Below are 19,195 nucleotides of genomic sequence, written 5' to 3' on the forward strand. Positions count from 1 at the left end.
GAGCTGTAACACCTAGGTCAGCTCAGCGATGAACCATCTGAGACCAAAGCGTCGGGGGTTCTGTTATCGCTGGGCCGGGGGAGTGGCGGATCACCGCCGCTATGAGGAAGGGAGTCGACGCACGATGGGTGCACCGCTGGATGGATTCGGCAGGCGAGGCGTCGCCGTGCTGGCGTCGGGAGTGGTCATCTCCCTGACCGCATTGACCACGGGGCTGTCCCCCGCCGTCGCGCAACCCGATTCCGACGACGTCGTGACCACAACGGTGGTGCCGGAGCCCGAGTACACCGCGCCGGAGCCCGATGAGACCGCGGAGCAGACGGCCACGGTTCCCGAGCCCGTCGTGCCCGAGGCGCCGCAGACCCAGGCCCCGCAGATCCAGGCCCCGCAGTCTCAGGCGCCCGCCGCCGAACCCGAGCCGGCCCCCGAGCCCGCTCCCGCGGACGAGCCCGAGCCGCAGACGCAGGCCCCCGCTCCCAAGACCAGCACGGTGGTGCAGACGGCCGAGCCGTCGACCCCCGCCGCCGAGCCGTCGACGGCGACCGAGCCCTCGCCCGAGGCGACGGCCGGGCCGGGCACCGCGACCAAGGCGCCTGAGTCACCGTCCGTCGCGCGCGACGCCGACGAGCCGACGAGCTCGACCGCGCCGTCCGCGGCGCTGACCTCGGGCACCGCCGAAAAGCCGGCCCCGAGCGGCACCGAGACCAGCGCGTCGCCGACCGCGGAAGACAGTGGCGAGTCCGAGACGCCGACGGTGTCGATCGAGCAAGCGGCCAAGGAGATCGAGACGCAGACGCCCGAAACGCTCGAGGCGCCTGCCGAGGACATCCAGCTCGCGAAGAACGCCAAGCCCATCGTCGAGGAGGAGCCCGCGCCGGCGCCCGAGCAGGACGTGGCGGCCTTCTCCAGCTCGATCGAGAACACTCTGAAGATCCCCGGCCTCGACGCTGGGGTGAGCGCGAAGAGCGAAGTCGGCGTCGAGGGCGCCGACGTGGAACTGGTCAGCAACGTGCGGCAGTGGCGGCCGGACTGGATCGAGTACGACGAGTTCTACCGCCCGGTCATCCTTAACCCGTTCCGGGCTCCGGTGCGGCTCGTCTACATGTACGAGATGGCGCCCCGGATCGTGTTCATCCCGCCGCTGGCGCGGATCGTGCTTCAGGCGGCGCAGTTCGCGGCCTACAGCTTCACCGCCGCCGTGCTCGCCCCGATCAATGCGCTCAACGCGGCGATCGACACGGTGCAGGCACTGACCAACATCGCCGTGGGCAGCTTCTTCGGCGGCGGCTTCTTCCCGGGTGTGGGGCTGCCGTTGCCGCCGCCCCCGCCGCCGGTGCTGCGCTACGACAACGTGCCCGTGCTGGTGAACTACTCGAACGCCCGCTACGAGCCGTTCCGGGTGCGCCAGATCGTCGACGTCGGCGACGACCGAATCTACGGTGCGCGCAAGGTACTGCTCGACGGCGCGACGCCGGTGTGGGGTGAGTGGACCCAGACCGCAAGCGGCGAACGGCAGTTCGAGGTGCACAAGACCCAGCAGTTCCCCGGTCTGAGCGAGCCTGCGGAGGCTCCGCTGCCCGGCGACTACCGGCTGCGCCTGGCCGCCGACGAGTCGTCCACCGGCGGCCTGACCGGACGAGACATCTTCCTCATGGTCGCGGCCGGCGTGATCGGCACGCTGGGCTTCGGCGCCATAGGCCTGGCGTTCTTCCTCGGACGTCGGCGGACCGAAGTCTGACGGGTCGCCGACGCGCCGAAGGAGGTGCGCGAGCGTCAATAACCGGGCATGATGGGGTGATGCCCGAGGTGCGTGTTGGGCCCCTGCTCCGCCACGTCGGCGAAACCGATGCGACCGTCTGGGTCGAGACGGACGAAGCTTGCCGTGTCGAGGTTCTCGGCAACAGCGCCAACACCTTTGAGGTCGAGGGCCATCACTTCGCGATCGTCTGTGTGACGGATCTCGACCCGGACTCCGAACATCCCTACGAGGTCCGCCTCGACGGTGCGAAGGCGTGGCCGCCGCGCGACTACGAGTTCCCGCAGCCACGGATCCGGCTGGTGCCCCGCGACGGGTCCCTGCGCCTGCTGTTCGGGTCGTGCCGGGCCTCGGCGCCGCACCGCCCGCCCTACACCTACCAGCACTGGTGGCACCCGAAGGGCAAGGGCATCGATGTGCTGCGCACCTACGGCATGCGGATGCTGCGGCAGCCGTCGGCGCTGTGGCCCGACGCGCTACTGATGATGGGCGACCAGCTCTACGCCGATCAGGTCAACGATACGATCAAGGAACTCGTCGCCGAGCGCGAGGTCCACGCCAACGGACCCGTCGAGGTGCTCGAGGACTTCGAGGAGTTCTGCATCGGCTACTGGGACGCCTGGAGCGACCCCGTGGTGCGCTGGATGCTGTCGACGCTCCCGACGTCGATGATATTCGACGATCACGAGATCAACGACAAGTGGAACACCTCGCAGGCGTGGCTGGAGGAGAAGCGCAGGACCGACTGGTACGAGACCCGGATCATCGGCGGGTTGATGGCCTACTGGATCTACCAGCATCTGGGCAACCTGTCGCCGCAGGAACTCGCCGAGGACGAGACGTTTCAGCAGGTGCTGGCCAGTCGCCATGGCGGCGAGCCAATCAGGCTGCTTGCCAAGCGCGCCGAAAGCGACGACGGCACATCACGGTTCAGCATGTGCCGCGACCTCGGCCCGGCCCGGCTCATCGTCGCCGATGCCCGCACCGGCCGGCAGTTGCGACCCGGGAGCCGTCGCATCATGACCGACGAGGAATGGGACTGGATCACCGCCAAGGTCGACGGCCACTACGACCACCTGCTGTTCGCCAGTTCGCTGCCGATCCTGTTGCCCTACGGCATGCACCACATCGAGGCCTGGTCCGAGGCCGTCGGTGACGGCGCCTGGGGACGACGGCTGACCGGACTCGGCGAAAAGGTGCGCATGACAGCCAACCTCGACCACTGGGCGTGTTTCCAGCACAGCTTCCGGCGGCTCGAGGATCTGGTGGTCAACGCCGCGACCGGTGAGTGCGGTCGAGCGCCCCAGTCGATGGTCCTGTTCGGCGGGGACGTCCACCACTGCTGGGTGTCGGAGATCGAGCTACCGGAGGATGCCCCGAGCACTTCGACCAAGGTATGGCAGGTGGTGTGTTCCGGGTTGCGCAAGGAGGTGTCCGCGGTCGAGCGAATGGTGCTGCGGCTCGGGCACACTCGGGCGGCCGAGACCGTCGGCAAGTTGCTGGTGAAGACCACCGATGTGGGCATGCCGCGGCTGAGGTGGCGGCCGGTCACGATGCCTCACTTCCGCAATCAGGTCGGGACACTCGATATCGCAGGCGGCGAGATGGGCGTGCGGATCGAACGGATCACCGGCGGTTGGCGCAAGCCGCGCCTGATCACGGTCATCGAACACAAGCTGCTCTGAGTCCTACCCCCGAAATTGCAGCCAGGGCTGTGGTTTCCGACGGCTCACAGCCCTGTCTGCAATCTCGGCGTTAGCCGCTAACCCGCGCCCTTGCCGTTGTCGACCCGATACACCGCGCCGTGGATCGCGGCCGCGTCGTCGCTGGCGAGGAACGCGATCGCCTTGGCGACATCGAGGGTCTGCATGAAGCCCCGCGGCGATGCGATGCGCATGATGAGGTCCCAGTCGGCGTCCGGGGGTGCGGTGAACTCCGTGGTCTGCGCGGTCGGCATCCCGCCGGGGCAGACGGCATTCACCCGGATCTTGTCCTTGGTGTACTCGACCGCCAACGCGCGGGTCAGCCCGACGAGGCCGTGCTTGGCCGCGCAGTATCCGGCCGAGTACACCTCGCCTTCCACGCCGGCGATGGAGGTGACGTTGACGATGTTGCCCGCGGTCTCGAGCAGGTGGGGCAGCGCGGCACGGCAGAGGTAGAACGGGCCGTTGAGGTTCACCGCGAGGTCGCGGTCCCACTCCTCGTCGGTCATCGTGGTGGTGTGCCGCATCTGGTGGAAGCCGGCGACGTTGACCAGAACGTCGAGCCTGCCGAATGCCTCGACGCAGTCGGCCACTGCTTGGCGGCAGGCCTGCGGCGAGGTGACATCTACCGGCGCGTAGCGTCCGCCGGGCACCGCCTCGAACACCGACGCCATCTTCTCCGCGTCGCGGGCGATGCCGAACACCGTCGCGCCGCGCTCGGCGAGGAGTTGGGCGACCGCCGCGCCCAGCCCGGCCGACGCGCCCGTCACCAATGCGACTTTGCCGCTGAGTTGAGTCATGGCGAGACCCTCTCATGCGATGTCTCACGGAGCCATCCTCGGGTAACTGTCGGGCGGAAGGTGGTGGCGATGGCGTCGAACAACAACTGGCGAGCACTCAGTATTCGGTATTCGCCTCGGCTGTCTTGTTCCTCGCTCACCTGGTTCGCGGCATCAGGGTCGAGACGATGATGTCCACAGTTCGCGCCGACGCCTCATCGGCGGCCAGACGGTTCGAGGTGGTCGATCCTTCCGACTCGCCCGATCACATCCCCTCCGCGCCCGAACACGCCTCGCTGATCACGGCTCGCTCAGACGGCTTCCTTGCGGGCCTCGACGAGGAGGAGTTGGTGTTGGCGGCCAAGGACGTCAACGCGCTGGTAATGGGATCGGTTGCCCGGGGCATGGCTCGTCGAGGGGACGCCTGCGCGACGTGGCCTGGCAGGTGAAGACCATCGAGGACCGGACTGCGATCACCAAGCAGTTGGAGGCACTTCGGCGCTCCGCCGGCGGGCAGGACGTCTACCCCGGCGCGCGCCCGCGACTCGCGGAGGCGGGCCGCGCGGTCGAGGCCGCGTTGTCGGGAAGCCGGCTGCATTGACGTCAGCGCCGGCTGCGACAGCTAACGGGACACCGCCGAGTGGGGCCGCTCCGGAGGGACCGCGGCCAGCAGCGCGCGGGTGTAGTCGTTCTCGGGCGATGCGAACAGATCCGCCGCCGGCCGGTACTCGACGGCCGAGCCGTCGCGCATGACCAGCACGTCGTGGCTGACCTGCTGCACGATCGCGAGGTCGTGCGCGATGAACAGGTAGGTCAGCCCGAGCTCCCGTTGCAGTGACACCAGAAGGTCGAGCACCCGCGCCTGCACCGAAACATCCAGTGCCGCAGTCGCTTCGTCGAGGATCAGCAAGTCGGGTTCACCCGCCAGCGCGCGGGCGATGCTGACCCGCTGACGCTCGCCACCGGAGAGTTCGTGCGGGTAGCGGGACGCGAACGACGTTGGCAGGCCCACGAGTTCGAGCAGCTCGGCTACTCGCACCGCACGGGCGCGCTTGCCTTTGACCAGGCGGTGCACGGACAGCGGTTCGCCGACCGCGGCGCCGACGCGGGCGCGGGGGTTCAGCGACGAGTACGGGTCCTGGAAGATCAGGCTGATCCGCCTGCGCAGCGCCTTCTCCGACGAGCCGCGGATGTCGAAGATGTTCGTCTCGTCGAGCGCGGCGGTGCCGGCCTCGGGCCGCAGCAGTCCGGTGAGCGCGGCGGCGACCGTCGACTTGCCCGAACCGGATTCGCCGACCAGGCCCAGCGTCGTGCCGCGCCGGATCCGGAACGACAACTCCTTGACCGCGTGCACGGTCGACTTGCCGACCGGGGTGTCGACGTCGAACCGGACATCGAGGCCCTCGACATCGAGCAGCACCGGCGCATCGGTCACCGGCGGCGGGCCCGGCCGCCCGACCATTGGTCGCGCGGCGAGCAGTTCGCGTGTGTAGGCGTGCGCGGGCCGGTCGAAGACCTCGGTGACGGGCGCCTGCTCCACCGCCTCGCCGTTGCGCAGCACCGTGACGTCGTCGGCGACCTGGCCGATCACGCCGAGGTCGTGGCTGATCCACACCACCGCGGTGCCGAAGTCGCGCTGCAGGCCGGCCACCAACTCGACGATCTGCGCCTGCGTCGTGACGTCGAGCGCGGTCGTCGGCTCGTCGGCGACGAGCAGTTGCGGATCGCAGGCCATCGCGATCGCGATCATCACGCGCTGCTTCTGCCCGCCGGACAACTGATGTGGATAGGCGTGCAACCGCGCCTGCGGGTCGGGCAGGCCGACCGCCTCGAGCAGTTCGACGGCGCGCCCGCGGGCCTGCCGCCGCGTCATCCGGCGGTGCGCCTCCAGCGATTCGGTGATCTGGCGCTCGAGTGTGAGCAGCGGGTTCAGCGAGGTGCCCGGATCCTGGAACACGAAGCCGATCTCGCCGCCGTGCACCCCGCGCAGCACGCGGCTCGAGGCCCCGACCAGCTGTGTCTGGCCGGAAGTGCTTGTCAGCGTGCTGGTCCCGGCGACCGTCGCACCCGGAGCGTCCAGCAGGCCCGTCGCGGCGAGGACGGTCATCGACTTGCCCGATCCGGATTCGCCGACAATGCCGAGGGTCTGCCCCCGCTCGACGTCGAACGACACGCCGTGCACGATCTCGCGCCTGCCGATCTGCACCCGCAGGTCGCGCACGGAGAGCACCGGGACGCTCACTGCTGCATCCCTTTTCGGCGAGCCTCGATCATCGTCCGTTGCTTGGGATCCAGCACATCGCGCAGGCCGTCGCCGAGAAGGTTGAACGCGAGCACCGCGACGAAGATCGCCGCGCCGGGGAACACCGCCATCCACCACGCCAGCGTCACGAAGCCCTGGGAGTCGAAGATCATCCGGCCAAGCGACGGCTGCGGCGGCTGGATGCCGAGCCCCAGGAACGACAGCGCCGCCTCGGAGAGGATCGCGAACGCCAGTGACAGCGACGTCTGCACGATCAGCGGTCCGGCGATGTTGGGCAGGATGTGCCGGGCCAGGATGTACAGGTGGCCGGTGCCCATGCTGCGCGACACCGACACGAACGGTTCGACCCGCACGCTCATGGTGCTGGCGCGCGCAACCCGGGCGAAGATCGGCGTGTAGACGATGCCGATCGCCAGAATCGTCGTCGTCACACCGGGACCGAGGATGGCCACGATCGCCAGCGCGAGCAGCAGCACCGGGAAGGCGAACATCACGTCCACCACCCGCATGAAGACGGTGTCAAGCCAGCCGCCGCGGTAGCCCGCCACGACGCCGACGGTGACCCCCACGACCACGGCGAACGCCACGCTCACCACGGCAACGCGCATGGACGCCTGGGTCGCCACCAGCACCCGCGAGAACACGTCGCGGCCCAGTTCGTCGGTGCCGAACCAGTGCGCACCGCCCGGCGGCTGCAGCGCGTTCGGCACGTCGATGTCGTTGACCCCGTACGGCGCAAGCCAATTCGCGGCCACGGCGACGACCACGACCACCGCGAGCACCGCCGCGCTGACCACGGTGACCGGATTGCCGAGCAGCAGTCGCAGCGACGAGACGCGCGTGTCGTCGACGGTCATGACAGCCTGATCCTGGGGTCGACAACGGCGTAGAGCGCGTCGACGATCAAGTTGATGAGCAGGAACAGCGCCGCCACCAGCAGTACGGTGCCCTGGATCACCGGATAGTCGCGCGCCGCGACCGCGTTGTACACCAACCGCCCCAGACCGGGCCAGGCGAACACCACCTCGACGACGATCACACCGCTCATGATCGTCGCGAGCTGGATGCCGGTGATGGTCAGCACCGGGATCAGCGCGTTGCGCACGGTGTGGCGGATCGTGACCACCCGCGGCGCAAGGCCTTTCGACCGGGCCGTGCGCACGTAGCCCATCGCGGCGACCTCGAGCACCGCCGAGCGCACGTAGCGCGTCATGATCGCGCCCGCCACCAATCCGACCGTCAGCGCGGGCAGCACGAGGTGGCGCAGCCAGCCGGCCGGATCGTCGAGCAGCGGGCGGTAACCGGACGTCGGCAGCCAGTGCAACGTCGAGGCGAACAGCGCGATGAGCAGGATGCCCATCCAGAAGTCGGGGATCGACACCCCGAACTGGCTCGCGACGCGGATGATCGCGTCGCTGAACTTGCCCTCGCGCAGGGCGGAATAGATGCCCGCGGGCACCGCGATCAGCAGTGCGATGACGATGCCCGCCAGCGCCAACGACACCGTCGCCGGAAGTCGTTCGAGCAGGATGACCGTCACCGGGTCGCCGTTGCGGAAGCTGACGCCCAGGTCTCCGGTCACCGCATCGGCGAGGTAGGCGAAGAACTGCTCGACGATCGGCTTGTCCAACCCGCTCGCCGAGCGCAGCGCCGCGTAGGCCTGCGGTGTGTAGCGCGTGCCCAGCGCGATGCGCACCGGGTCGCCGGGCACCAGGTGCACCAGTGCGAACACGACGACCAGCACACCGAGCAGCACCACCGCGGAGTACGCCAGCCTGCGCAGCAGGAACCGCGCGACGGGATGAGTCAGCAGGCGCATCACGGGCTTTCGTCTCCGCCCAGGCGCGCGGTGCGGAACCGGACCGCGCCGTCGCGGCGGGCCTCGTACCCCGTCAGGTCGGTCACCCAGGCCTGGATCACCGACGGGTTGTACAGGTACAGGTAGCTCACCTGGTCGGCGATGATGGTGGCGGCCTTGTCGTAATCCTGTTTGCGCGCTTGGGGATCGATCTCGATGCGACCGGCGTCGAGCAGGCGGTCCACCTCGGGGTCGGAGAACTTCTGCGCGTTGCTGGTGCCCTCGGTGTGGTGCTGGGCGTAGTAGAAGTCGTCGGGGTCGATGTTGCCCAGCCAGCCCATCATCAGCATGTCGAAGTTGCCGGAGTTCTGTTCGTCGAGCCAGGTGGCGAAGTCGACGGTGCGGATGTTGACCGTGATGCCCAGGGGCGCAAGGTTGTCGGCGATCACCTGAGCGGCGGTCACCGTCTCCGGGTACTCGTTGGTGACCAGCATGTCCATGTCGGTGTCGCCGATGCCGGCCTCGTCGAGCAGGCGCTCGGCCGTGTCGATGTCGTAGCGGTAGCGGCGGTACTCGGTGTACCAGAGGTTGCCCGCCGGAATCGCGAGTTGGTTCGCGGCCGCGGTGCCGTAACTGGTGGCGGTGACGATTGCGTCGCGGTCGATGCCGTAGGCGACGGCCCGGCGCACCCGCACGTCGTTCCACGGCTCGCGCGCCTCGTTGAGCGCCAGGTACCAGTAGTCGTTGCTCGCGGTGACGGCCAGGTGCAGCGAGTCGTCGTCGCGCAGTTGGGCCACCCGCTGCGTCGGAATCGAGTCGGTCCAGTCGATCTCGCCCGCCTGCAAGGCCGACAGCGCAGTGGAGGGTTCGGAGATGAACCGGAACATCACGCCGGCGACCTCCGGGGCGCCGTTCCAGTACGACGGGTTGGCCCGCAGCGTGATGGAGTCGCCGCTCTTCTGCGAGGCGAAGGCGAACGGCCCGGTGCCGACGGGGTTGGTCGCGATCCGCCCGGTCTCGACGTTGCGGCGCTGCACGATCGCCATGCCCTTGAACCCGCCGAGGTTGGTCAGCAGGTTCGGGGTCGGCTGTTTGACGCGGATCACGACCGTCAGCGGGTCGGTGGCGCGCACGTCGGTGACGGCGCTGAACTTGTCGACGTTGGCCAGCTGCTCGTCGATGATGCGCCGATAGGAGAACACCACGTCGTCGGCGGTCAGCGGACTGCCGTCGTGAAACGTGACGCCGGGACGCAGCCGGAACGTCCACGCCAGTTGGTCGGGGGTGACACTCCACGACTGTGCGAGCGCCGGTCGCATCTCGAGGTTCGCGTCGGGTTCGACCAGCGTGTCGAAGACGTTCTCGAGCACTTCGAACGAGAAGTACGCGCTGGTCTTGTGCGGGTCGAGCTGATCGGGCTCACCGGCGATGGCGGCGATGAGGTTGTCCGACGACGCACCGAGGTCGACGCGCTCGCCGACCGTACAGCCCGTCAGCGCGGCGACGGCGACCGCGAGCGCCGCCACCAGTCGTTTCATCGCCACCATCCCCAGCCTCGTCGACCGTTTCTACCCGTTGGCGGCGCTCGGCGAAACCCGGAGCCGGGCAAAGCGGTGACGAGCCGATGTGCACACTGGGATACTCAGCACACCGCTGACGCCGGGAAGGGACGACGTTGAGGAAGACGATCACACGGACGCTGACCATCGCCGCTCTCGTCGTCGGCGTGGTGTTCGGCGCCGCGGGCACCGCGCAGGGCCAGGGCGACGTGAAGTCGCCGGACACTCCCGAGGGCATCTACACGGTGCGGGTCGGCGACCAAGCCGAAACCACCTGGGAGATCTACCCCATCTGCGTTCCGACCGTCGGGGACCTGCGCGAACCGCTGATCCTGCCGGTCGCGTGCCGGCTGAGGGTCACGCCGGCAGGCCGAGGCGGCGCGGAGGCCGTGCAGATCGGCGGTCGCTGGACGTTCCAGTCGAACACCTTCGACGCCGTGCGCAAGTGTCCCGACGGCACCGAGGCTCAGCAGAAGGAGATCTACTCCTTCGACGGCGCCACCCTCGTTGGCAGCCTGCAGGTCATCCACGGTGCGGTCTGCGGTGAGCAGCCCGGCATGGTCGAGATCCCGTTGACCATGTCGTTCAAGGAGCCGCTGGCCATCCCCGTCACGCCGTACCCGTTGATCTGCGAGCCCGGCGGCCTGCGGCGCTGCTTCTAGGTTGACCGGCGACCCCGGCATCGGCCGCGGCGCGGGACGCGGCCTTCGCCAGGTCCGACGTCCGACGGTGCCGCTGCTCAGCGGCAAGGTGGTCGACATGACCGGCCCAGGACGGACCGACCGCTTCGGGGTCACCTGCGCCGATCTCGGCGCATCGGTCGTCGCGCCGAACGGCAAACTCGTGTCCGTGTTCGGCGACACCTTTTCGGGAAGCAAAGTCGGCGAAGGGGATTGGCGCTCGCCCGTCGTGCTGATCGGCACCGGCGACGCCGACCACGAGGTCGTCTACGAACGTGCGGGCGGCAGCGACCCCCACTACGCCCGGCAACTGTGGCACTACGTCCACGACCACGAGAGCATCGGCTGGACCCGCAGCGGCGTCAGCACGGTGATCCCCTCGGATCTGCTGACGGTGGACGGCTCGATCTACCTGCACGCCATCGTCAACCGCGGCTTCGGCACCGTCGTCTGGACCGAGATCCGGCGTTCCGACGACAACGGCGTCACCTGGACGCGCCTGGGGGAGCGGGCCAGGTTCCCGGCGGATCTGCACGGCGGGCACGCCCAGTGCTGGGCGTGGGACCACGACCCCGACGACGGGTGGGTCTACATCGCCGCCACCGGATTCCAGCGGGACAAGGGCATCATCCTGATGCGGGTGCGGCCGCCGGACATCGGCGACCGGACGCGCTACCACGCCTGGGGCTTCGACGGCCGGCACTGGGCGTGGGGCGCGACGGCGACCCCCATCACGCCCGCCGACGAGCGGTGGGGTGAGCTCGCGTTCCGGCGCGTCGAACGCGGCAAGTGGGTGCTCGGCGGCTTCCTCGCGTCGCGGTACGCGCTCGGCTACCGGGTGGTGGCGTCGCCGGTGGCCAACATGCACACCACGCCCCTGCAGACGCCCGTCGTCGGGTCGGCCTGGCACACCGAGGACCATTTCGACAACCGCGTCGCCCAGCTCTACGGCGGCTACCTGTTGCCGGGCTCGCGGTTCGACGTCGACGGCGGCGTCGGGCTGGTGGTGTCGCAGTGGCACACGTCGAGCGGATGGCCGTACCGCGCAATGCAATTCAAGGCGACATTGCGGGACAGCGCCAAATCCGTGCCGCCGCCGGATCCGATCAACCTGTAGGACGCTAGACGGTGAACCCGCCGTCGACATCCCAGTGCGCGCCGGTGATGTAGCCGGCTTGCGGTCCGGCCAGGAAGCTGACCACACCGGCGACGTCGCGCGGATGCCCGTAGCGGCCGAGTGCCATCACCTGTCTTGCGCCCTCGGCGAACTCACCCTCGTCGGGATTCATGTCCGTGGCGATCGGACCGGGCTGCACGTTGTTGACGGTGATGCCGCGCGGGCCGAGTTCGCGCGCCAGTCCACGGGTCAGGCCGGCGACCGCGCCCTTGGTCATCGCGTACACCGACAGGCCGGCGACCGGCACCCGGTCGGCGTTGATGCTGCCGATGTTGACGATCCGGCCGCCGTCGCCGAGTTGCGGCACCGCGCGTTGGATGGCGGCGAACATGCCACGGATGTTGACGGCCACCAGCCGGTCGAACTGCTCGAGCGGGAACGACTCGACCGGCTCGATGTGGGCCACCCCGGCGTTGTTGACCAGGATGTCGAGGCCGCCGAGCGCGGTCAGCGCTTCGTCGACCGAGCTGGCGACCTGCTCGGGATCGGCGCTGTCGGCCTGGATCGCGACGGCGGTGCCCCCGTCGGCGGCGACCTCGGCGGCCAGTTTCTCCGCCTCCCGCGCCGAGGCCCCGTAGGTGAACGCGACCGCGGCCCCGTCGGCGGCCAGGCGGCGCACTATCTCGGCGCCGATACCGCGGGACCCGCCCGTCACCAGTGCTCGCCGTCCGGTCAGTGGTGCGGTCATCGCGTCTCCTTCGAGTCGGTGCGTACGCCTGCTCCGAGTCAATCCGACTTTCGGCCGATTCATTCCCGCGCCGCCCCTATGGTGTAGGCCGGGGCCTAGTGAAAGGTGACCGTTGAGCGTCAAACGTGTGGTGGTGTGGGGCACCGGCTTCGTGGGCAAGATGGTGATCCCCGAGATCGTCAGGCACCCGCTGTTCGAGTTGGTCGGCGTCGGGGTGAGCAACCCGGACAAGGTCGGCCGTGACGCCGGCGAGATCTGCGGACTGGACACCACCCTGGGAGTGACCGCCACCGACGACGTCGACGCGCTCATCGCGATGAAACCCGATGCACTGGTGCACTACGGCCCGACGGCCAACCACGCCGAGGACAACATCGCGTTGATCACCCGGTTCCTGCGGGCCGGCATCGACGTCTGCTCGACCGCGATGACGCCGTGGATCTGGCCCACCATGCACCTGAACCCGCCGAACTGGATCGAACCCATCACCGAGGCATGCGAACTCGGGGAGTCATCGTGCTTCACCACCGGCATCGATCCCGGCTTCGCCAACGACCTGTTCCCGATGACGCTGATGGGCCTGTGCTCGGAGGTCCGCAAGGTCCGCGCCTCGGAGTTGCTCGACTACACCAACTACGAAGGTGACTACGACCGCGAGATGGGCATCGGCAAGCCGCCCGAGTACCGGCCGTTGCTCGAGAACCAGGACATCCTTGTCTTCGCCTGGGGCGCAACGGTTCCGATGATTGCACACGCCGCCGGCATCATGCTCGACGAGATCACCACGACGTGGGACAAGTGGGTGACGCCGACCGAACGCAAGACGGCCAAGGGCGTCATCGCACCGGGCAGCGTGGCCGCGGTCCGGTTCACCATCAACGGCGTGTACAAGGGCGAGACGCGGATCCAACTCGAGCACGTCAACAGGATCGGCAACGACGCCGCGCCCGACTGGCCGTCGGGCAACGAGAACGACGTCTACCGCGTGGAGATCGAGGGCACGCCCAGCATCTTCCAGGAGACGGCGTTCCGGTTCACCGACGGCTCCGGGCGCGACGCCGCGGCCGCGGGTTGCCTGTCGACCGGACTGCGCGCGCTCAACGCCGTTCCGGCCGTCAACGACCTCTCGCCGGGATGGGTGACCGCACTGGATCTGCCCCTGATCCCGGGGGCGGGCACAATTCGCTGAGTAACACGAACCCCGTCCGATGAGATTGACTACCGGATAGGGTTCCCTTCGAGACGGGGAGAGATGACTGACGGGGTAGGGCTGTCGGTTGGTGCGACCAACCTGACGGCCGTCGTGGTGGGCAGGACCGCGCTGACGCGGTCGCCGGTGTTGACACGGTTCGCACACCGGGCGCCCGAGGTCGGTGTGCCCAGCGAGAACCCCAACCTCAACGAGCGTGGGCTGATCCTGACCGACTTCGTCGACCGCGTCGGCGACCCGGTGGGCATCGTCGCCGCCGACGGGTCCACCCACCGCGCCGATGGGGTGCTGGCCGACGCACTGCGGGCGCTGCTGCTCGCGGTCGGTAGCGGGCGCCCGCCCGCCGACCCCGTCGCGGTCACCCACCCGGCGCACTGGCGTCCCGCGGCCGTCGAGGCGCTGCGCGGTGCGCTGGCCACGATGCCGGAGTTCGCCCGCCCCAAGCCCGCTCCCGTCGTCTCGGACGCCGTGGCCGCGCTGACCGCCCTGCAGAACGACCCCGGCCTGCCGACGCACGGCATCATCGCGCTGTGCGATTTCGGTGGCACCGGAACCAGCATCACGCTGGTCGACGCGGGCAACGGGTTCGCCCAGGTGGCCCCGACCGTCCGGCACACGGACCTGTCCGGCGACCTGGTCGACCAGGCGCTGCTGACCCACGTCATCGACGATCTGTCGTCGGCGGGCACCATCGACCTGTCCGGCACCTCGGCGATCGGGTCGCTGTCCCGGCTGCGCGCGCAATGTCGCGGCGCCAAGGAGCGGCTGTCCACTTCCGGTTTTACCACCCTGGTGGCCGAGCTGCCCGGGCACCGCAGCGACGTCCGGGTGACCAGGACCGAACTCGACGAGGCGATCCGTCAGCCGCTCGCCGACTTCGCCGAGGTGCTGGACGACACGCTGCAGCGCAACGGTATTCGCGGAGCGGATCTGGCCGCGGTGGCCTCGGTCGGTGGCGGGGCGCGCATCCCGATCATCACCACCACCCTGTCCGAACGCTTCAGGGTTCCGGTGATCACCTGCGGTCAGCCGGAGCTTGCCGCCGCGATCGGTGGCGGCCTGGCCGCCGTGCGCGGAACGGTCGAGGAGGGCATGACCGCGATGTCGGCGGCGCCCGAAGCGGCGGCCGCCGCCGCGGCGGCGACGGCCATGGCGCCCGAAGTCTCGGCCCCGGCCGACGAGATGGCCCAGTCGGGCACCTTCCGGGCCTTGGCGTGGTCGGACGCCGACGATGTCCCCGACGTGGCGCCGACCGACCCGTACGACTACGCCTCGGCGGGCGCAGGCGGCGCGGGCGACGTGCGACCCCACATGCAGTTCGAGGGCGAATCCTGGGACGACGTGCCGCCGCGGCCCGTGCCGTGGTACCGCAACCCCGCGGTGGCGATGGGCGCCGGCGTCCTGGTCGTCCTGGCCGCGCTGATCGCCGCCGTGGTGTGGGTGATGAGCGGCGACAGCAGCAGTCACCAGCCCGCGTCGACCACCGCGCCGCCGATCACCGCGACGCCGCGACCCGCCACCCAGACACCGAGCTCTCCGCCGCCGACGAGCGAGGCGCCGCCGCCACCGCCGCAAACGGTGTATCAACCGCCGCCGCGGGTGACCCGGACGGCGACGGCGCCTCCGCCGTCGCCCGAGCCGCCGCCACCTCCGCCCCCCTCGTCGGAACCGCCGCCGCCGTCCGAGCCGCCGCCATCTGAGCCGCCGCCATCTGAGCCGCCGCCGTGGAGTCCGACGGCGCCCTATCCGACGATCCCGGGGCTGCCGTGGGTGCCGGCACCGCAGTTGCCGGTCGCACCGGGTCCGTAACCTCGCCGCGCGCCCTACGCTGGCGCCATGACGCAGACGGACGGCTTGCTTTTCAACCCGAACACCTACGACCCCGAGCAGTTCGACGGCGTCACGCGCCGGCTGCTGCGGGCCACCATCGACTGGTTCGAGGGGCGGGGCAAGAAGCGGCTCCTCGACGATGACCTCGCCGCACGGTGGCCCGCCGAGTTCATCGAGTTCGTCAGGCGCGAGAAGCTGTTCGCGACCTTCCTCACGCCCTCGGAGTTCGCCGACGCTTCGGACAGTCCGCCCGCCACACGGTGGGATGCCGCGCGCAACGCCGCGCTGTCGGAGATTCTCGGGTTCTACGGCCTGACCTATTGGTACACCGAGCAGGTCACCATCCTCGGCCTCGGGCCGATCTGGCAGAGCGACAACGACGCCGCCAAGCGCAGGGCCGCCCGCGACCTGGATGCCGGACACGTCATGGCGTTCGGGCTGTCCGAACGTGCACACGGTGCCGATGTCTACAACACCGACATGGTGCTCACACCCGCCGGTGAGGCGGATCGTGCCGAGGGCATCGTGTACCGGGCGTCGGGGGAGAAGTACTACATCGGCAACGGCAATGTCGCGACCATGGTGTCGACGTTCGGGCGCCGCGGCGACATCGACGGCAGCTCGGAAAAAGAGCGGGCCTACGTGTTCTTCGTCGCCGACAGCCGGCACCCCGATTACCACCTGATCGACAACGTCGTGCACATGCAGATCTACGTGAGTACCTTCCGGCTGGAGAACTATCCGGTGCGCGCGGAGGACATCCTGCACACCGGTGAAGAGGCTTTCGCCGCGGCGCTAAACACCGTCAATGTCGGCAAGTTCAACTTGTGCACGTGCACGATCGGCATGACCGAACATGCCTTCTACGAGGCGATCACCCACGCCAACAACCGTATTCTCTACGGCAGGCCCGTCACCGAATTCGGGCACGTGCGGGCGAATTTCGTCGACTCGTACGCCCGACTCGTCGCGATGAAACTGTTCAGCCAGCGCGCCGTCGACTACTTCCGCAGCGCCAGCCTGGACGACCGCCGCTACCTGTTGTTCAACCCCTTGACCAAGTCGAAGGTCACCATGGAGGGAGAGACGGTGGTGGGACTGCTGCACGACGTGATCGCCGCCAAGGGCTACGAGAAGAACACGATGTTCCGCGAGGTCGCTCAGCTCATCGGCACGCTGCCGCGACTCGAGGGCACGGTGCACGTCAACGTCGGCCTGGTGCTCAAGTTCATGCCGAACTACATGCTCAACCCGACGCACTATCCGCCCGTCCCGGCTCGCAATGATGACGCCGACGACACCTTCTTCTGGCGCCAGGGCCCGACCCGGGGTGCCGCGAAGGTCCAGTTCGCCGACTGGACAATGATTTACGAAAGCTACCGCCGCATCCCCAACGTCGCGCGCTTCTACGAGCAGGCGCAGGCCTTCCGCGGACTGCTCACCTCCGCCCCGCCGGACGCCGCGCAGCAGAAAGACCTGGACTTCATGCTCGCCGTCGGACACCTGTTCTCGCTGATCGTGTACGGCCAGCTGATTCTCGAGCAGGCCGAACTGCTGGGGCTCGACTCCGAATCGGGGCAGGACATCGTCGACCAGATCTTCGACTTCCAGGTCCGTGACTTCAGCACCTACGCCGTCACCCTCCACGGCCGGTCGAGTTCGACTGCCGAGCAACAGGAGTGGGCAGTCAATGCGATCCGCAAGCCGGTGTCCGACGCCGGCCGGTTCGACCGCGTCTGGCGGCGGGTGGAGGCCTACGACGGCGCCTACGAGATGCGGCCCTGACGCGCTAGGACCGCCCCTTGGGCCGCTTGACCAGTACCAGGTTCGCCATCGGGAGCTGCATCTGCTCGGGGGCGGCGGCGAGGCGGGCGGCGATGCCGGCCTCGAGGCGGTCGAAGAACTCCGTCGACCGAGGGTCGGTGGCGCCGCCGGCGAGCGTACCGGCCAACGTGGCGAACACCGCCGCCCGGCAGAACGCCGCCCACTGGGTACCGAAAAGCGCTGCGTCCTTGTCCTTCTGGTACTGACCCCAGAAGCGGTCCTCGGCGTCGAACACCTCCAGATGCTCGACCTCCAGCTGCTCGAAGCGCCCCTTGGGCGCGAACGGCGCCAGGAAGTCGGCCTTGCGTCGACCCACGATGGGAAGGCACATGCGGTGCATCTCGTCGGCGGTCAGCAGCTCCTGTGCGGTCAGCTCGTCGAGTGTGTCGGCCAGCGCGCCGAGCAGCGGGCGGTAGCCGAACTCGCCGTCCTCGCCGAGCGCCATCGTCATCACCACCATGCGCCCGTCCTTGCACAGTTCACGGCCGCGGAACGCGATGAACTCGTGCCAGTCGTGGGCGGCCTGCCTGGCGTACGCGTCACGGGTCGCGTCGTCGGCGCTGTAGGCGACCTGGACGTGGTCGGGGACCGGCTGGGGAACGCGGCTGAGCCACTGGATCGCCCAGGAGCTCCAACCGAGATTCACGCTGTTCGACGGCACGATCTGGCTGTAGAAGGACCGGCCCACCGCCGAGGCGAACGACGCCTCGTCCTTCTGCAGATAGCTGTCCGGATCGTCGGTGAGCGTCTTGAACATCGCGGTGAAATCGTTGTCGGGCACGTCGGTGTGCACCACCAGCACCGAATGGTCGGCACGGGTCCGCTTGCGCAGCACGGCAATCGCGGCGCAGACCGGCATCAGCGAGTTGTGGCCGGTGGACGCACCGTAGTCGGCGATCACGATCGGCTGCGGCGGCGAGGGCAGCGGTACGACGTCCGCGGCCTCCTCGAACAGCTGGATCGCGCGCCGCAGCCCGGCGGCCTGCAGACGCGAGCTGGCGGTGTACGACCCACTCTCCAAAGGTTCGGGCCGCACGACGATGCTGGACTCCGGCATCGCGACCTCCGAGACGTGCGGGCGGACAGATCGGTTGTCTTCGACCGTAGTCCTCGCGCGGCGACCGCGCCGCCGAAGGTACCGGTAAGGGCGGCGGCCGTGACAGACTTTCGAACCATGAGCGGAAGGGTCGCCCCGCGCCTCGCCGTCGTCGTAGCCGTCCTGACTCTGGTCGCCGCACTCGTCGGCTTCGTCGTCACGCTGGTGCTCAACGCGTTCGTGCTCGACGAGTACGACGCCTACGGTGAGGTGCCCATCCCGGGCTCCGGCGAGATAGACCTGCCGGCGGGGGAGGTGACGGTCAGTTTCCACACCATGATCACGGGACGCTCGAGCAGCGGATTCCCGATTCCGTCGATCAGGGTCAACATCGAGCCGCCTGCGGGTGTAGCCGATCCCGAGGTCACCGAAAGTGTCAGCGGCACAACCACAGTCAACAGCGACCTGCATGTGCGGGTGTGGGTGGTGCAGATCGCCGAGGAGGGGACCTACCGGGTGTCGACCGACGGCGACGTCGGCGGCTACATCCGCCCGTCGCTGGCGTTCGGTCACGACAGCTCCTATGGTGCGCTGCCGTGGCTGTTCGGCGGGCTGGCCGCGGCGGGCGTGGTGGGGTTGGTGGCGGCGTTGATGTGGTCGGCGCGGGCGAGTAAGAAGGCCAGACCGCTCGCGCCGCATGAGCTGCTGACCTCCGAGGGACCGACGACGTTGCAGGCGGTTCCGACGGCGTCGGCCGGGTTCGTGCCGAATGACCAGGCCATCCGGCTGGAGCAGCTCAGGCAGTTGGCGGCGCTGCGGGACTCCGGCGCGCTGACCGACGACGAGTTCGAAGCCGAGAAGCGCCGCATCCTCAACAGCTAGGGCTCGCCGC

The 19,195-nt window shown here is 68.9% G+C and carries 17 protein-coding genes; 10 read left to right on the forward strand and 7 right to left on the reverse strand.

The window, feature by feature from the left end:
- Positions 1-124 precede the first annotated feature (124 nt).
- Positions 125-1,738 carry a hypothetical protein gene (locus ABGB19_RS24480; RefSeq protein WP_347688589.1) on the forward strand — a complete coding sequence of 538 codons (1,614 nt, stop codon included), beginning with the start codon at positions 125-127 and terminating at the stop codon, positions 1,736-1,738.
- Positions 1,739-1,797: 59 nt separating this feature from the next.
- Entirely contained in the window at positions 1,798-3,441 is a 1,644-nt protein-coding gene (locus ABGB19_RS24485; RefSeq protein WP_347688590.1) for an alkaline phosphatase D family protein, read from the forward strand.
- A 77-nt stretch (positions 3,442-3,518) separates the two neighbouring features.
- Here ABGB19_RS24485 and ABGB19_RS24490 read toward each other — a convergent pair whose 3' ends face one another.
- Positions 3,519-4,259: an SDR family NAD(P)-dependent oxidoreductase gene (locus tag ABGB19_RS24490; RefSeq protein WP_347688591.1), complete on the reverse strand. Its 741-nt coding sequence runs from the start codon at positions 4,257-4,259 to the stop codon at positions 3,519-3,521.
- A 14-nt stretch (positions 4,260-4,273) separates the two neighbouring features.
- Between ABGB19_RS24490 and ABGB19_RS24495 the strand changes: the two genes are divergently transcribed.
- Both ABGB19_RS24495 and ABGB19_RS24500 read left to right on the forward strand, forming a co-directional pair.
- Positions 4,274-4,687 carry a DUF2254 family protein gene (locus tag ABGB19_RS24495; RefSeq protein ID WP_347688592.1) on the forward strand — a complete coding sequence of 138 codons (414 nt, stop codon included), beginning with the start codon at positions 4,274-4,276 and terminating at the stop codon, positions 4,685-4,687.
- Positions 4,684-4,839 (forward strand): hypothetical protein, encoded by a 156-nt coding sequence (locus ABGB19_RS24500; RefSeq protein WP_347688593.1) that lies wholly within the window; start codon positions 4,684-4,686, stop codon positions 4,837-4,839. The genes ABGB19_RS24495 and ABGB19_RS24500 overlap by 4 nt, the downstream gene beginning before the upstream one ends.
- A gap of 21 nt (positions 4,840-4,860) precedes the next feature.
- Here the strand turns inward: ABGB19_RS24500 and ABGB19_RS24505 are convergent, their stop codons facing one another.
- From ABGB19_RS24505 to ABGB19_RS24520, 4 genes are read right to left on the reverse strand one after another with little or no spacing between them, the layout of a single operon-like run.
- Positions 4,861-6,480: an ABC transporter ATP-binding protein gene (locus tag ABGB19_RS24505; RefSeq protein WP_347688594.1), complete on the reverse strand. Its 1,620-nt coding sequence runs from the start codon at positions 6,478-6,480 to the stop codon at positions 4,861-4,863.
- Positions 6,477-7,358 carry an ABC transporter permease gene (locus tag ABGB19_RS24510; RefSeq protein WP_347688595.1) on the reverse strand — a complete coding sequence of 294 codons (882 nt, stop codon included), beginning with the start codon at positions 7,356-7,358 and terminating at the stop codon, positions 6,477-6,479. Before ABGB19_RS24510 ends, ABGB19_RS24505 begins: the two co-directional genes overlap by 4 nt.
- Entirely contained in the window at positions 7,355-8,320 is a 966-nt protein-coding gene (locus ABGB19_RS24515; protein ID WP_347688596.1) for an ABC transporter permease, read from the reverse strand. The genes ABGB19_RS24510 and ABGB19_RS24515 overlap by 4 nt, the downstream gene beginning before the upstream one ends.
- On the reverse strand, positions 8,320-9,837 hold the full coding sequence (locus ABGB19_RS24520; RefSeq protein WP_347688597.1) for an ABC transporter substrate-binding protein: 1,518 nt from the start codon (positions 9,835-9,837) through the stop codon (positions 8,320-8,322). Before ABGB19_RS24520 ends, ABGB19_RS24515 begins: the two co-directional genes overlap by 1 nt.
- A gap of 137 nt (positions 9,838-9,974) precedes the next feature.
- Between ABGB19_RS24520 and ABGB19_RS24525 the strand changes: the two genes are divergently transcribed.
- Together ABGB19_RS24525 and ABGB19_RS24530 are read left to right on the forward strand one after the other, a co-directional pair.
- The gene (locus ABGB19_RS24525; protein WP_347688598.1) at positions 9,975-10,520 is read left to right on the forward strand and encodes a hypothetical protein; all 546 of its coding nucleotides are present in this window, start codon (positions 9,975-9,977) and stop codon (positions 10,518-10,520) included.
- Positions 10,521-10,617: 97 nt separating this feature from the next.
- Positions 10,618-11,655, forward strand: coding sequence for a DUF4185 domain-containing protein (locus tag ABGB19_RS24530; RefSeq protein ID WP_347688599.1), 1,038 nt, complete (start codon positions 10,618-10,620; stop codon positions 11,653-11,655).
- 4 nt (positions 11,656-11,659) lie between these two features.
- On the opposite strand, the gene ABGB19_RS24535 is transcribed toward ABGB19_RS24530, so the two are convergent.
- A complete protein-coding gene (locus ABGB19_RS24535; protein ID WP_347688600.1) occupies positions 11,660-12,403 on the reverse strand; it encodes a 3-oxoacyl-ACP reductase family protein in 744 nt (247 codons plus the stop codon).
- Positions 12,404-12,515: 112 nt separating this feature from the next.
- On the opposite strand from ABGB19_RS24535, the gene ABGB19_RS24540 reads away from it, so the two are divergent.
- The 3 genes from ABGB19_RS24540 to ABGB19_RS24550 all read left to right on the forward strand — a co-directional run bounded on the left by ABGB19_RS24540 (position 12,516) and on the right by ABGB19_RS24550 (position 17,228).
- Entirely contained in the window at positions 12,516-13,592 is a 1,077-nt protein-coding gene (locus ABGB19_RS24540) for a dihydrodipicolinate reductase (protein ID WP_347688601.1), read from the forward strand.
- Positions 13,593-13,655: 63 nt separating this feature from the next.
- Positions 13,656-15,422 (forward strand): Hsp70 family protein, encoded by a 1,767-nt coding sequence (locus ABGB19_RS24545; RefSeq protein ID WP_347688602.1) that lies wholly within the window; start codon positions 13,656-13,658, stop codon positions 15,420-15,422.
- A 27-nt stretch (positions 15,423-15,449) separates the two neighbouring features.
- Complete coding sequence (locus ABGB19_RS24550; RefSeq protein ID WP_347688603.1) at positions 15,450-17,228, forward strand: acyl-CoA dehydrogenase family protein; 1,779 nt, start codon at positions 15,450-15,452, stop codon at positions 17,226-17,228.
- Positions 17,229-17,232: 4 nt separating this feature from the next.
- On the opposite strand, the gene ABGB19_RS24555 is transcribed toward ABGB19_RS24550, so the two are convergent.
- A complete protein-coding gene (locus ABGB19_RS24555; protein ID WP_347688604.1) occupies positions 17,233-18,324 on the reverse strand; it encodes an SAM-dependent methyltransferase in 1,092 nt (363 codons plus the stop codon).
- Positions 18,325-18,441: 117 nt separating this feature from the next.
- On the opposite strand from ABGB19_RS24555, the gene ABGB19_RS24560 reads away from it, so the two are divergent.
- Positions 18,442-19,185, forward strand: a complete 744-nt coding sequence (locus tag ABGB19_RS24560; RefSeq protein WP_347688605.1) for an SHOCT domain-containing protein — start codon at positions 18,442-18,444, stop codon at positions 19,183-19,185.
- The last annotated feature ends 10 nt before the right edge of the window (positions 19,186-19,195 follow it).

It is taken from the genome of Mycobacterium sp. B14F4, assembly GCF_039871645.1.
Classification (GTDB): Bacteria; Actinomycetota; Actinomycetes; order Mycobacteriales; family Mycobacteriaceae; genus Mycobacterium.

What these genes read in the sequence shown, in the direction of transcription:
- ABGB19_RS24480 (WP_347688589.1), top strand. Translation starts at nt 125, where the DNA reads ATGGGTGCACCGCTGGATGGATTCGGCAGGCGAGGCGTCGCCGTGCTG.
- ABGB19_RS24485 (WP_347688590.1), top strand. Translation starts at nt 1,798, where the DNA reads ATGCCCGAGGTGCGTGTTGGGCCCCTGCTCCGCCACGTCGGCGAAACC.
- ABGB19_RS24490 (WP_347688591.1), bottom strand. Translation starts at nt 4,259, where the DNA reads ATGACTCAACTCAGCGGCAAAGTCGCATTGGTGACGGGCGCGTCGGCC.
- ABGB19_RS24495 (WP_347688592.1), top strand. Translation starts at nt 4,274, where the DNA reads ATGCGATGTCTCACGGAGCCATCCTCGGGTAACTGTCGGGCGGAAGGT.
- ABGB19_RS24510 (WP_347688595.1), bottom strand. Translation starts at nt 7,358, where the DNA reads ATGACCGTCGACGACACGCGCGTCTCGTCGCTGCGACTGCTGCTCGGC.
- ABGB19_RS24515 (WP_347688596.1), bottom strand. Translation starts at nt 8,320, where the DNA reads ATGCGCCTGCTGACTCATCCCGTCGCGCGGTTCCTGCTGCGCAGGCTG.
- ABGB19_RS24520 (WP_347688597.1), bottom strand. Translation starts at nt 9,837, where the DNA reads ATGAAACGACTGGTGGCGGCGCTCGCGGTCGCCGTCGCCGCGCTGACG.
- ABGB19_RS24530 (WP_347688599.1), top strand. Translation starts at nt 10,618, where the DNA reads ATGACCGGCCCAGGACGGACCGACCGCTTCGGGGTCACCTGCGCCGAT.
- ABGB19_RS24535 (WP_347688600.1), bottom strand. Translation starts at nt 12,403, where the DNA reads ATGACCGCACCACTGACCGGACGGCGAGCACTGGTGACGGGCGGGTCC.
- ABGB19_RS24545 (WP_347688602.1), top strand. Translation starts at nt 13,656, where the DNA reads ATGACTGACGGGGTAGGGCTGTCGGTTGGTGCGACCAACCTGACGGCC.
- ABGB19_RS24550 (WP_347688603.1), top strand. Translation starts at nt 15,450, where the DNA reads ATGACGCAGACGGACGGCTTGCTTTTCAACCCGAACACCTACGACCCC.
- ABGB19_RS24555 (WP_347688604.1), bottom strand. Translation starts at nt 18,324, where the DNA reads ATGCCGGAGTCCAGCATCGTCGTGCGGCCCGAACCTTTGGAGAGTGGG.
- ABGB19_RS24560 (WP_347688605.1), top strand. Translation starts at nt 18,442, where the DNA reads ATGAGCGGAAGGGTCGCCCCGCGCCTCGCCGTCGTCGTAGCCGTCCTG.